The 13522-nt window shown below is 66.0% G+C and carries 9 protein-coding genes and 1 CRISPR repeat array; all 9 genes read left to right on the plus strand.

All coding sequences use genetic code 11. The features are described 5' to 3' along the window. On the plus strand, positions 1 to 291 hold a 291-nt coding region (locus tag OXU42_11110), incomplete at its 5' end, for a WYL domain-containing protein (protein MDE0029934.1). A gap of 165 nt (positions 292 to 456) precedes the next feature. Continuing rightward, complete coding sequence (gene cas3, locus OXU42_11115; GenBank protein MDE0029935.1) at positions 457 to 3012, plus strand: CRISPR-associated helicase Cas3'; 2556 nt, start codon at positions 457 to 459, stop codon at positions 3010 to 3012. Positions 3013 to 3100: 88 nt separating this feature from the next. Next, on the plus strand, positions 3101 to 4651 hold the full coding sequence (locus OXU42_11120; protein ID MDE0029936.1) for a CRISPR-associated protein Cse1: 1551 nt from the start codon (positions 3101 to 3103) through the stop codon (positions 4649 to 4651). Further along, a complete protein-coding gene (locus OXU42_11125; protein MDE0029937.1) occupies positions 4638 to 5216 on the plus strand; it encodes a hypothetical protein in 579 nt (192 codons plus the stop codon). Before OXU42_11120 ends, OXU42_11125 begins: the two co-directional genes overlap by 14 nt. Continuing rightward, on the plus strand, positions 5213 to 6334 hold the full coding sequence (cas7e, locus tag OXU42_11130; GenBank protein MDE0029938.1) for a type I-E CRISPR-associated protein Cas7/Cse4/CasC: 1122 nt from the start codon (positions 5213 to 5215) through the stop codon (positions 6332 to 6334). Before OXU42_11125 ends, cas7e begins: the two co-directional genes overlap by 4 nt. After that, positions 6331 to 7044, plus strand: a complete 714-nt coding sequence (gene cas5e / locus OXU42_11135) for a type I-E CRISPR-associated protein Cas5/CasD (GenBank protein MDE0029939.1) — start codon at positions 6331 to 6333, stop codon at positions 7042 to 7044. The genes cas7e and cas5e overlap by 4 nt, the downstream gene beginning before the upstream one ends. Continuing rightward, the gene (gene cas6e, locus OXU42_11140) at positions 7041 to 7826 is read left to right on the plus strand and encodes a type I-E CRISPR-associated protein Cas6/Cse3/CasE (GenBank protein MDE0029940.1); all 786 of its coding nucleotides are present in this window, start codon (positions 7041 to 7043) and stop codon (positions 7824 to 7826) included. Before cas5e ends, cas6e begins: the two co-directional genes overlap by 4 nt. Then, positions 7826 to 8710, plus strand: a complete 885-nt coding sequence (cas1e, locus tag OXU42_11145) for a type I-E CRISPR-associated endonuclease Cas1e (protein ID MDE0029941.1) — start codon at positions 7826 to 7828, stop codon at positions 8708 to 8710. Before cas6e ends, cas1e begins: the two co-directional genes overlap by 1 nt. Positions 8711 to 8720: 10 nt before the next feature. After that, positions 8721 to 9014, plus strand: coding sequence for a type I-E CRISPR-associated endoribonuclease Cas2e (gene cas2e, locus OXU42_11150; GenBank protein MDE0029942.1), 294 nt, complete (start codon positions 8721 to 8723; stop codon positions 9012 to 9014). Between the two features lie 59 nt (positions 9015 to 9073). Further along, a CRISPR array of direct repeats spans positions 9074 to 13496; the repeat unit is 29 nt; unit sequence GGTTCCCCCGCACGCGCGGGGATAGACCC. The last annotated feature ends 26 nt before the right edge of the window (positions 13497 to 13522 follow it).

Consider the following 13522-nt stretch of genomic DNA (forward strand, 5'->3'; position numbering starts at 1 on the left):
CTCGACGCCTACGTCAAGGACTCCCTCGTGGTGATGCGCGGCAAGCCCATCGAGTTGGAACTGCTGTTCGACAAGGCCACGACCGCATGGGTAAAGGGGCGCATCTGGCACCACAGCCAGCAGGTCCACGAAACCCGGGACGGGCGCCTGGCCCTTACGCTCCGGGTCGCCGATACGCCCGAGCTGGTGGGCTGGGTGCTCCACTTCGGCGGGGGAGTCCGGGTCATAGGCCCCGCCGCGTTTCGCGACAAGGTCCGCGACGAAGCCCGCAAGATTGTTGATCGGGTGTGACCCCGAATGTCACTCCTGGCTGTTAGCTCTTGTGGGTAAGGTCTTCCTGTTCTGCAACCACGGTGCGGAAGCAAGGACGGGACGCCCCGGTGTTGGAGTGTCCATGAGGTCGTGCCGGAACAGTTGCGAGCGCGAACGAGGCGCCATGAATGATACAAGGGTGGAATGAGTAACAACGAGATGAACCGGTCAGCTTGGGGCAAGACGGACGGCCGCGACGGTCCTACTCACCACTTGGCGCACCATTCCATGGACGTCGCCGCGGTCTTCCAGCGGCTGCTGGATTTGCCGGTGTTCCGCGCCCGGGCCGAAAAGGCGGCGGAAATGACGTTGTCACGCCAGACCGTCGCTCGGTTGGGAGCCATCGTCTTCGTGCACGATATCGGCAAGCTGCATCCCGCGTTTCAGGCCAAGGGCTGGCGGGAGGGCCTATGGACTTGGCCCGAGCGAGGCCACGTGCCCGAGAGCCTGCCTTTCCTGGAACTCTCCTGGAAGTTGCCGGATCATCCCTTCCGGGAGGTGGTCCAGTCCCTCGTGCAGTGGGGTGCAGGGGTGGAGCCTTTGCTCGTCGCGAGTCTGTCGCACCACGGCCGACCCATCGAGCAAGGTTCGCAGGCCGCGGCCGCGGATTGGCCCACGCTCCCGCACTACGACTGGCGCCGGCAGGCGGCCACCATGGCGGATGCCGTACGTCGCTGGTTCGGAGACGCGTTCACGGACGGCGGTCCCTTGCCCGAGCACCCGAGGTTCGTCCACTTCTTCGCCGGTCTTGTCGCGTTGGCCGATTGGGTCGGGTCGGACAAGCGTTTCTTCGAGTTCGTCGGGACCTTCGATCAGGATTACGATGAAATGGCGTGCGACCGGGCAGCCTGCGCCGTCACGGAGCTTGGACTCGATGTCGCGCGTCTCTCGCGTCGTCGTTTTCTGTCGTTTGCCGAGTTGACCGGTTACGCACAGCCGAATCCCGCGCAGGCCGTTGTGGGCAGAATCGGCAGCGACGAAAGGCTGGTGATCCTCGAAGCCGAAACGGGTTCGGGCAAGACCGAGGCGGCGCTCTGGCGCTTTGCGCAACTCTTCGCCGCGGGCCGCGTCGAGGGGCTCTACTTTGCCGTTCCCACCCGTGCGGCGGCGCGGCAATTACACGGCCGCGTCAACAAGGCGATGAAGCGGGTGTTCGGGGACCACGGCCCCGAGGCGATCCTTGCCGTTCCGGGGATGCTGGCGGCGGGAGAGGCCACGGGGCGCCGTCTTCCAGGGTGGCAATTCCTTTGGGAAGACCAGCCGGGAAGCGTGCCGGCACGGTGGGCGGCGGAACATGCGACGCGCTTCCTCGCCGCGACCGTTGCGGTGGGCACAGTGGACCAGGCCATGCTGGCGGGCCTGAAGGTCAAGCACGCCCACCTGCGGGGCAGCGCCCTCAGCCGGAGCTTGCTGGTCATCGACGAGGTCCACGCATCCGATGCCTACATGACCGGGGTGTTGGCTCATCTGCTGGATGCACATCTGGCGTTAGGGGGCTACGCGATGCTGATGTCCGCCACACTGGGGTCACGCGCACGGGTACGCTGGACCGGCAAAGCATCGCCGGAGTTCGCCGAAGCCATGGTCACGAGCTATCCGGCTGTGTGGGTCGGTGGTGAACCGGAGCCCAGGCGGGCAGAGGGGACCGGACGGTCGAAGGAAGTGCGGCTGGAGCTCGACGACATGGCGCCGGAACGGGCCGCGGAGTTAGCTCTGAATGCGGCTAAGCAGGGAGCGCGGGTTCTGATCATCCGCAATACGGTAACGAAGGCGGTAGAGACATGGGAGGCTGTCCAGGAACTCGGCGGGGCAGTGCTCCTGTTACAGGCCGCCGGCGGCCCGGCGCTCCATCACGGCCGTTTCGCCCCGGAGGATCGAGCGCTCGTGGATCGGGCTGTCGAGGAGGCGCTCGCGCCGAACCCACAACGCCCTCGGATGGGTGTTGTCGTCATCGGGACCCAAACTCTGGAACAATCGCTCGACATCGACGCCGATTACCTGATCACGGATCTGTGCCCCGTCGATGTCCTGTTGCAACGTATCGGGCGGTTGCACCGGCATCTGTTGCCGCGTCCCGCGGGCTTCGAGGACGCCAGGACCATCGTGCTCACGCCCGCGGACGGGCTTGACCGGTTGACGGCTCCAGCTTTCGAGAACGGTCTGGGTGCTTGGGAAGATCAGGGAGAGTTCCATGGCATCTACCGGGACCTGCCGGTGGTGGAGCTTACGAGGCGGCTGATCGATGACGATCCGCTTTGGCGCATCCCGGAGATGAACCGGCCGCTGGTGGAAGCCGCCACCCATCCAGAGCGTACCGAGGCACTGATCCTTGAGAAAGGGGAGGCTTGGGCTGGTTACGAGCGGAAGTTGGGAGGTGTCGAGGCGGCCGAGCGCGGGTTGGCCCGTTTGCGGCGGCTCGACCGAGAACATCGGTACGAGGATACTCCTTTTCCGAGTGCTGATGAACGCGTGATGACGCGGTTGGGTGAAGATGGCGTGGTGTTGACGCTCGACCCCAGTCCGGTCAGTCCTTTCGCGAATCGTATCTCGCAAATTACGCTGCCGGCACGCTGGTCGGCAGGCATTTCGTCAATGGATGCTGAAGCGGTTGCCGTCAGCGCGGTTCCTGATGGGTTGGTGCTGTTGGTGGGCGAACGCGAGTTCACCTACTCGCGCAAGGGACTCCAGGCTTCGTCGTGAGGCGGCTTTTCATGCTGAGAAATATTTCCTAAGAACTTACCCGTTGTTTTGGTTCCGCAAAGAGTGTGGAGAAACCCGGAAGAGGCGCATGAACCTTTTGACCCACCGCATCATTTCAGTATCGACGGTACAACGCCTTTCACTATCGGAGCTATTCGCGGCGATGGCCCGAGGTGAGGTGGCGGGGTTCCCGGCCCTGAGACCCCATCAGCGCCCCGCGTGGCACATGTTTCTGGTGCAGCTTGGCGCATTGGCGCTTTGGAATGCCAAGCGGGAGGATCTGGCGAGCGACGCTGATGAATGGACGGTTATATTACGCGCCCTGACGCCCAACCACACCGACGATAGCCCTTGGCGCATGGTGGCAGAAGACGATACCCAGCCAGCCTTTCTGCAACCGCCGGTTCCCGCGGGACTGAAGTGGTCGCCAGTGCCAACACCGGACGCGTTGGACCTGCTCATCACGGCACGAAACCACGATATCAAGCAAACGGTCGCCCGTGATGTCGAGCCGGAAGACTGGCTGTTCGCGCTCGTGTCTTTGCAGACGTCCGCCGGCTACGACGGGGCCGGGAACTACGGTATCGCCCGCATGAACGGTGGGTCTTCCAGCCGGCCGATGATGGGACTCGTTCCGGCGCACGGCGAAGACTACCGGCTCAACCCGAGTAAATGGTGGCGGCGCGATGTCGAGCGGCTCCTCCATGAACGGCGCGCGGGCCACGGTTCCGAATTCGGTTCCGAGGGTGGTCCAGCACTTCTCTGGTGTCTGGACTGGCCGGAGGGCAGCCAACTCGACCTACGCACCCTGGACCCATGGTTCATTGAAGTTTGCCGGCGAGTCCGCCTCGTCCAGTCAGAACGAGGGCTCTCGGCTGTCAGGGCCGTCTCGAAGGCTGCCCGCATCGACGCCAGGGTCTACCGCGGGTACGTGGGCGATCCGTGGGCTCCGGTGCACATCAACGAACGCAAAGCTCTGACGTTGGGCGGCGGCGACTTCGACTACAGAAGGTTGGCGGATCTGCTGTTTGGAGGAGAATGGCAGGTCCCTTTGCTGGCACAACCCGGACCCGACGAGAACGTCACGGACAGCGTGCTGGTCGCCGAAGCCCTGGCCCGCGGAAACAGCAAGACGGAGGGCTTCAAGAGCCGCGTTGTTCCCGTCCCGGATCGTGCCGTTCGCCTGTTTCAATCAGTGACCGCAGGAAAGTTGTCGAAGCTGCAACTGGACGAGATCAAGGCATTCGACGAGGCGCTGCGCAATGCCATTGCCCTCCTGGCCGGACGTGGTGATTGGGATCAAGTGGGTAAAGGCCAGTACGCGACTTCGAGATCCGCGAGAGAGCGGTTCGACCGCGTGGCCGACAGGCTGTTTTTCCCTCACCTTTGGCGGCGGCTTTTTGCAGAGGACTCGGACGACACCGGCGTTCAGGAAGTGGAGGGACGCGCGTTCCGACTTGCCCTGTTGGATGCCGCCGTCTCGGAGCTGGAAACCTCCATGTCCAGCGTTCCTTGCGCATCCATTCAGCGTCCGAGGGCCGAAGCCCGCGCCCGCCGGGCGTTCCGCTCACGGGTGTGGAAGCTGGATCCGCAACTTCAACAGGCCGGGAGGCAGGAGGACATCGATGTCGAATTCTGAAGAAGTGGGCCGCGCCGCCATTGCCGCGGCCCGCATGCTGCAACGCCTTGAACCAGGACCGTTGGCGGACTTGCGTCGCATGGACGGTGGGATCGGCGCTGCCGGTTTCTGGCGTTTGGCGGCGCAGCATCCCGACACTATCGGTCGGGACCAGGAGCCGTGGATGGGTATCGTCCACATCATGGCCATCCTCACGCCCAAGGGCGAGCCGTCGGCACGCTGGGATCTGCACGACCCAAGGCGTCGTTTGGGGACGGTGTTGTGTGACGGAGGCGATCCCGGTTGGCCGGGGACGTCCGCGCCGCGTCCGACGGTGAGCGAGCACCGACTCGGACAACTCATCGCTTCACGAGGCAAACAGCGGGAAGTGCTGTTGACCCGTGTCGCGCGCGCCATCGCCCGCACGCGACAACCCAACAGCGGCGTCAATGTCGTGGACATCGCCTGGACACTGCTCGACCCGGATTCCAAGTACAGCACACAGCGACTTGCGGAACCGTACTACCGACGGCTGGACCGGGCCGAGCGCGAACACCAAACCAACCAAGAAGGAGCCAAGGAATGACCGCACCCCGTTTTCTTCAGATCCATACCCTCAGTCCCTACACCGGCGCGCTTCTGAACCGCGACGACTCCGGTCTGGCGAAGCGGCTGCCCTATGGGGGCGTGCTGCGCACGCGCGTCTCGTCGCAGTGCCTCAAGCGGCACTGGGCCAAAACGGATGATCCGCACGCGCTGATCCGAATCGACGGAACGGAAGCCGCCTTCCGTTCACGAGAGTTGGTGACACGCAAGGTCATCGCCCCGCTATCCGACCGTTTCCCGGAAGACGTGGTCAAAGTGCTGGAGCCCGAGTTTCAGCAAGCGGTCTACGGGGACAAGGGCACAACCAGGACGAACCGGCAGACGCTCCTGTTCGGTGCGCCGGAGATCGCGTGGCTCGCCGGGGAAGCGGAGCGTCTGGCCCAGGAAGCCAACGGCGATGCGGATGCGGCCAAGAAGGCGGCAGCGAGTTGGAAGACGGCGTTCCGGGCCAACATCAGCACCATGCGCGACAACGCCAAGCTCCCCGCCGGGATCACGTCGGCGTTGTTCGGCCGGATGGTCACGTCCGATCCCGAAGCCAACATCACCGCGCCGGTCCATGTGGCCCACGCCTTCACCGTGCACGAGGAGGAAGCCGAGAGCGACTACTTCACGGCCGTGGACGACCTTTCCGAGGACGACCCTGGGGCGGATACGATCCAGGAGACCGAGCTGACCTCGGGGCTGTTTTACGGGTATGTGGTCGTCGATCTGCCGCTGCTGATCGAGAATCTTGGTGGGGACGTCGAGTTGTCCGGCGCGGTCTTGCACAATCTCGTCTATCTCATCGCCGAGGTTTCTCCCGGTGCCAAGCTCGGTTCGACGGCGCCCTATGGGCGCGCTTCCCTGATGCTGCTTGAAGCCGGCGACCGCCAACCGCGATCCTTGGCCGAGGCGTACCGCCATCGGTGTACGCCGGATGCCGAGGATGCGGCGGCCGCGTTGCGTGCTCACCTGACCCGGCTCGACGAGGCCTACGATACCGCGGAGGAGAGACACGTCATGAGCTTGGTCGACATCGAGCTGCCGCGGGCGCAACGGGGTTCTCTCTCGACGCTCGCCAACTGGGCGAAGACGCTGCCGGGAGCCTTGGGATGAGCCACAAGTGGCTGGTCATTCGTCTGGAGGCCCCGTTGATGGCCTTCGGCGGCGTTGCCATCGACCAGGAGAATCCGACTCGCGAATTTCCCGCGGCCTCGATGCTGACCGGCCTGGCGGCCAACGCCTTTGGGTGCCACTGGTCCGATCGCGCCGCGCATCAGGCCTTGCAGGATCGGCTGATCTTCGCCGCGCGGCGCGAACGGGAACCGGTCGCGTCCGGGGTCGTCATAGACGTGCAGAATGTTCAACTCGGCAAGGGCGACAAGGGCTGGACGACTTTCGGGACGCCGGAGGGACGTGACGGAGCGAGTTATGGCGCCCCCCATCGCCGTACACGGCACTACCTGGTGGACCAGGCGGTACGGGTGGTGATGCGTTTCGACCCAGCGGAGGTCGATCCGACGTTGGATGAGTTGGCCGATGCGCTCGAGCGTCCGGCTCGCCCGCTTTTCATCGGACGCAAGCCGTGCCTGCCGGCGTGCCGGCTCATGGACGGATGGGTCGATGGAGACACGGCCTACGCGGCGCTGTGCGCGCTATCAGGTTCGGGGACGTTCCGTGCGCTGTGGCCTGTTGGGGAAGGGCCCGAAACCGGCGACTCGGTGGAGCGTGTGGTGGACCTTCCGGATGTACGGAACTGGCGGACCGGGCTGCACGCCGGGTCGCGGGAGGTGGTGGAGGGACATGTAAAGGGGGCAGATTCATGAATCCTCTGTTCCTGATCCGCGTGCCCGTGGCGATGAACCAACTGGCACGCTGTGCGGGCGAGCGCGGCTGGCTCCGCCATCGCGGCAGTGTGGCGGGCTTCGACGAAGGCCGTGCACTGCATCACCTCCTGGACGAGACGTTCGGGCCGGGCGCGTTGCGTCCGTTTCGCCTGTTGGTGGCCGCACGCCAAACCGTGGGGAGCCTCTACGGCTATTGTGAGAACGAAGCGGAAAGTCTGCGCGAGGGCGCGCGAATCCACGCCCTCCCCGAGCACCTGCGCGTGCTCAAGCTTGAACGGCTCGAGAGCAAAGCCATGCCCGATGCATGGGTGGAAGGCCGGCGGCTCGGTTTCGACGTGCGGGTGAGGCCTGTGCGAAGGCTCAAGAACGATGTCGCGGGCAGCCAGACGGCATTGCGCAGGGGTGCGGAGCTTGACGCATTTCACGTCGAAGCATTACGCCGGCATCCGGACAAACCGGACGGCATGGAACAGGATGGCCAGACAAGAGAAACCGTCTACCTGGACTGGCTTGCGGAGCGGTTTGGGTCGGCGGCCGAACTCGACAGGGAGGCGACGCGACTGGTCCGGTTCCAGAGGCTTCGTGTCTCGCGCGGCAACGCCGGCCCCGAGGGTCCGGACGCTACCTTCCACGGCGCGTTGACCGTAACGGACCCCGAACAGTTCAAGACGCTGCTCGCAAAGGGTGTCGGGCGCCATCGAGCTTACGGGTTCGGCATGCTTCTCCTTCGTCCGGCGTCAAGGCCGGCACTGGGACGATAATGCTCAAGGGTAGGCTCGGCCTTGACAGCGCCAAGGTCCCGCACAGCGACCGCGCCGGCCTTCTTTACCTCGCCCGGGGCGCCTTGACCGCGCGCGACGGGACGCTGGCGTTCCTTCAAGGCGAGGGGACCCGAGCGGACGCGCTGTTGCCGGGAGACTACGCGATCCCGCTTCAGGGTATCTCCATGATCCTCCTGGGTCCTGGTTCCACCGTGAGCCACGACGCCTTGCGACTGCTCGCGCACGCCCGCACGGCCCTCGCCGCGATAGGTGAGGATGGAGTCAGAATGTACACGGCTCCACCCCTGATCCCGGACCGATCTGGCCTCGCCCGGGCTCAGGCGCGCGCCTGGGCCGACGACAAGAAGCGTCTCGACACTGCGCGGCGCATGTATGCCTGGAGGCTGGGGGAGGTGCTGCCGCACCGGAATTTCGACGTGCTCCGCGGAATTGAGGGCGCGCGCATGAAGCAGTCCTACCGTCTGATCGCCAAGCAGATCGGAATCGAATGGAAAGGGCGGCATTATGACCGCGCGCGTCCTGAGGCGGCCGATTTGGCCAACCAAGCCTTGAATCATGCGTCCAGTGCCGTCGAGGCAGCCGCGGCGATTGCAGTGGCCTCGACCGGTACCATCCCGCAGCTCGGTTTCATACACGAAGACCCGGGACAGTCTTTCGTCCTCGACATCGCCGACCTGCACCGGGACAGTGTAACCATCCCGTGCGCTTTCCGCGCAGCCAAGCGTGTCGCGGACCGACCTTTCGAAAACATCGAACGCACCACCCGTCGCATGACCGGCGAAACCCTGGCACGGGAGGGCATCATCCCGGCAATGATCGACCGGATCAAGACCTTGTTCGAGGAAGCCGATTTGAAGACATGAGAGACTGCACATGCCTATGACCATCGTAGTCACCCGCGATGTCGAGGCTCGCTATCGCGGTTTCCTCACATCCGTCATGCTGGAAATTGCCCCCGGCGTGTATGTCGCGCCGGACCTCTCCACGGGCGTCCGTCAACGTGTATGGGACGTTGTCGAGTCATGGTGGTGGTCCCTCGGCCGCGGGGCAATCGTGATGGTCTGGCGTGACGTCACCGCCTCTGGACACCTCCGCATCGAAACCCTTGGCGAGCCCCCGAAAGAGATTGTCGATGCCGACGGCGTTCTCCTCCTGAAACGAAATTGAAGGACGTTTCGTTCCTTTGTTCTTTGAAAACTTGTAATATCAGTGAGTTAGCTGCAAGGGGTTCCCCCGCACGCGCGGGGATAGACCCGCACCATACTGGCTACGCGCTCGCACCAACGTGGTTCCCCCGCACGCGCGGGGATAGACCCGGCTCACCCAGGCGACCACCCACACCGCCAGAGGTTCCCCCGCACGCGCGGGGATAGACCCCAAACCGGTTTCTGCGCCGCACACGTGAAAAGGGTTCCCCCGCACGCGCGGGGATAGACCCGGGACGTGATGGGCAAGACGGAGCAGGTGCAGGGTTCCCCCGCACGCGCGGGGATAGACCCGAGAGCAGCCCCGGGCAGACGCCGTTCGCCACGGTTCCCCCGCACGCGCGGGGATAGACCCGCGTGATGGGTCCCCTGCCGAATTGCGAGAACGGTTCCCCCGCACGCGCGGGGATAGACCCGAACACTAGGTCGTATCCGCCCGCCGCGCCGGGGTTCCCCCGCACGCGCGGGGATAGACCCCAGATCGTCGCCTTGGAGATATCACATCCGTCGGTTCCCCCGCACGCGCGGGGATAGACCCGTGCTGTCCGGAGAGACAGTGCGCGTCTAGGAGGTTCCCCCGCACGCGCGGGGATAGACCCAAGCACAGTGGCGCCGGTACTCTTGTCTAGGTGGTTCCCCCGCACGCGCGGGGATAGACCTGCTTGTAGCAGACGGTGATGGGATCCGATCCCGGTTCCCCCGCACGCGCGGGGATAGACCCTTGACTATCTCGTCCCACAATCCGCCGTACCAGGTTCCCCCCGCACGCGCGGGGATAGACCCTCGTGGTCCACCAGGGCAATCTTCTGGTCGCCGGTTCCCCCGCACGCGCGGGGATAGACCCGTCGCCGCCGCCCGGATACTTGAGGCTTTTCCGGTTCCCCCGCACGCGCGGGGATAGACCCCCTACTGGGTGCCGACGACGTCGCAGCCGTACGGTTCCCCCGCACGCGCGGGGATAGACCCGAGGGCAAAGCCCCTCTTTTTCAGAATGGAAAGGTTCCCCCGCACGCGCGGGGATAGACCCTGATCTACCGCCAGCCGGTAAGGGCAGTGAACGGTTCCCCCGCACGCGCGGGGATAGACCCGCGTGTCGCCCGCCGAAATTCCAGTCTCATCGGGTTCCCCCGCACGCGCGGGGATAGACCCCAGGACCCCGACTGGACGTGCGGAACCAAGATGGTTCCCCCGCACGCGCGGGGATAGACCCGTCGCGATCCAGACCCTCGGCTTCCGGCGTGTGGTTCCCCCGCACGCGCGGGGATAGACCCCCGACGCCCGGGATCATGACCACTCCCCCGTCGGTTCCCCCGCACGCGCGGGGATAGACCCGTGCCGTCACGTCGATCCTCGGGCCCTTTTTCGGTTCCCCCGCACGCGCGGGGATAGACCCGAATCGGACTTCCTCAACATCAAGCGCCGTCAGGTTCCCCCGCACGCGCGGGGATAGACCCGCGTCCGTAGCGGTCGGATGGTCCGCTGGTACGGTTCCCCCGCACGCGCGGGGATAGACCCAACTGCACGGTGGACCGGTTCACCCAATAGTCGGTTCCCCCGCACGCGCGGGGATAGACCCAAGATGAAACGGGCAAGGGACATTTCGGTGGAGGTTCCCCCGCACGCGCGGGGATAGACCCCTGGAGCGCCCCGCCCCCAAGGGCCGGTCCCTGGTTCCCCCGCACGCGCGGGGATAGACCGTAATCGTTGACGCACGCCCACGAGCAGAAGCGGGTTCCCCCGCACGCGCGGGGATAGACCCCGAACGTACAACGTGCGCACGGGCACGCCCTAGGTTCCCCCGCACGCGCGGGGATAGACCCCCGTATGTCAGAAACGCCGGGAGGGTGCAAGAGGTTCCCCCGCACGCGCGGGGATAGACCCTGGTCGCCGTTCGACGGGTAGCTCATCAGCTTGGTTCCCCCGCACGCGCGGGGATAGACCCACGTCGCGGTACACGTCCATGCCTCGGCGGTCGGTTCCCCCGCACGCGCGGGGATAGACCCTGGTCGACCGTCTCCCGGAGCGCGTCGAGCTTGGTTCCCCCGCACGCGCGGGGATAGACCCTGAACATGGACCTCCGCGTCGTCGTCGTCGTCGGTTCCCCCGCACGCGCGGGGATAGACCGTGCAGCGGCGACACCTCCACGCGCACGTCGAGGGTTCCCCCGCACGCGCGGGGATAGACCCCGACGTGTCGGAAGACCGGGCGGAAATCGCCTGGTTCCCCCGCACGCGCGGGGATAGACCCTGGCGTCCGGGAACCATCTGTTGACGTGGTTCGGTTCCCCCGCACGCGCGGGGATAGACCCGGACGACGGGATCCGCGTAAGCTCGCTGCTGGGGTTCCCCCGCACGCGCGGGGATAGACCCCCGCCCAAGGTTGCGACCTTGGCGCTCGTCGTGGTTCCCCCGCACGCGCGGGGATAGACCCCGCGACTTCTGGATGAAGGTCGTTGATCTTGTGGTTCCCCCGCACGCGCGGGGATAGACCCTAAACATGGATCAGGTGCGCCAGTACAATCCGGGTTCCCCCGCACGCGCGGGGATAGACCCACGGATGGCGTGCGGTTCCGCAAGGCGCGCCAGGTTCCCCCGCACGCGCGGGGATAGACCCGTACTCAAGGCGCTGCGGAAGCGGCAGGCTTTGGTTCCCCCGCACGCGCGGGGATAGACCCCGCTGAAGGCGCCGGACGAGGTACGAGCCCGTGGTTCCCCCGCACGCGCGGGGATAGACCCCTCGCTCCGGTACCTGAGATATCGCTCCGTGTGGTTCCCCCGCACGCGCGGGGATAGACCCTTCACCGGGGCGTCTATCTCCAGCGCCGTGACGGTTCCCCCGCACGCGCGGGGATAGACCCTCGTCGGTCTCCTCCGCGAAGGCGGACCGTACGGTTCCCCCGCACGCGCGGGGATAGACCCTCGCGGCGCTCCGGCAGGGAGACTACGCCGGCGGTTCCCCCGCACGCGCGGGGATAGACCTGACAAGAGCCATAGCGCCTCAGATTTCCGTGGGGTTCCCCCGCACGCGCGGGGATAGACCCCATCCGTACCTGGACGACCGGGAGAACCGGGCGGTTCCCCCGCACGCGCGGGGATAGACCCCATCCGTACCTGGACGACCGGGAGAACCGGGCGGTTCCCCCGCACGCGCGGGGATAGACCCTGGCAGGTATGGTGGGATCGCTCTAGAGCAGTGGTTCCCCCGCACGCGCGGGGATAGACCCGGAGCCTATCCGGGTAGTGAACAATACGGAGGAGGTTCCCCCGCACGCGCGGGGATAGACCCCGACCGGTCCCTGGAGCCGATGTACGGCCAGGGGTTCCCCCGCACGCGCGGGGATAGACCCGAGAATCAGAAGTTGATGGATGATGCGAAGGCGGTTCCCCCGCACGCGCGGGGATAGACCCCCTCACACGTTTCACACACATCCTCGTCGGCCGGTTCCCCCGCACGCGCGGGGATAGACCCGCATCGGAAGAGCGAAGCGGCCGAAGAAGAAGGGTTCCCCCGCACGCGCGGGGATAGACCCCGTTCGCGGGATCTCTGGCCGTGCTCTTGCTCGGTTCCCCCGCACGCGCGGGGATAGACCCTCGCCATCATCGCCAGGACGCACCCGGAAGCCGGTTCCCCCGCACGCGCGGGGATAGACCCAGCTCCGCATCGATCTTCCCGGCGGCGACGAAGGTTCCCCCGCACGCGCGGGGATAGACCCTGGACGGCGCCCCGGCTCTTGAGCGGCTGCTCGGTTCCCCCGCACGCGCGGGGATAGACCCTCCACCTGGACGATTCTCCGCCGGTAGGGCATGGTTCCCCCGCACGCGCGGGGATAGACCCTGGATACGCCGGGAGCGGCGTCTCGCCATCTAGGTTCCCCCGCACGCGCGGGGATAGACCCCAGCCGGTCCGCGTGGAAGTCTGGATCGAAAAGGTTCCCCCGCACGCGCGGGGATAGACCCTCAAGAAGGTCGAGCACCAGGCCGCCGGCCGGGGTTCCCCCGCACGCGCGGGGATAGACCCCTCAAAGACTGGAAGGCCGAGGTCCGCGTTCAGGTTCCCCCGCACGCGCGGGGATAGACCCCCGTTGCAGGATCCAGCCGGCAACAGGACGGCGGTTCCCCCGCACGCGCGGGGATAGACCCGAAAGAGGGTATGCCGTTCCGGCGCAGGACGCGGTTCCCCCGCACGCGCGGGGATAGACCCGGCCGTCACCTATTGGGAGACAACGGGCGCGCGGTTCCCCCGCACGCGCGGGGATAGACCCTGCCCGCAATGCCAAGTCGGGCTGCATGTTCCGGTTCCCCCGCACGCGCGGGGATAGACCCCAAGCCTTCTATGACAAGGTGGCGGGGCTCCAGGTTCCCCCGCACGCGCGGGGATAGACCCGGGTCCAGGTACTTCTCCTGGATCGCCCTCCGGGTTCCCCCGCACGCGCGGGGATAGACCCGGGTCCAGGTACTTCTCCTGGATCGC

Source organism: Deltaproteobacteria bacterium, from assembly GCA_028818775.1.
Classification (GTDB): Bacteria; Desulfobacterota; Binatia; order UBA9968; family JAJDTQ01; genus JAJDTQ01.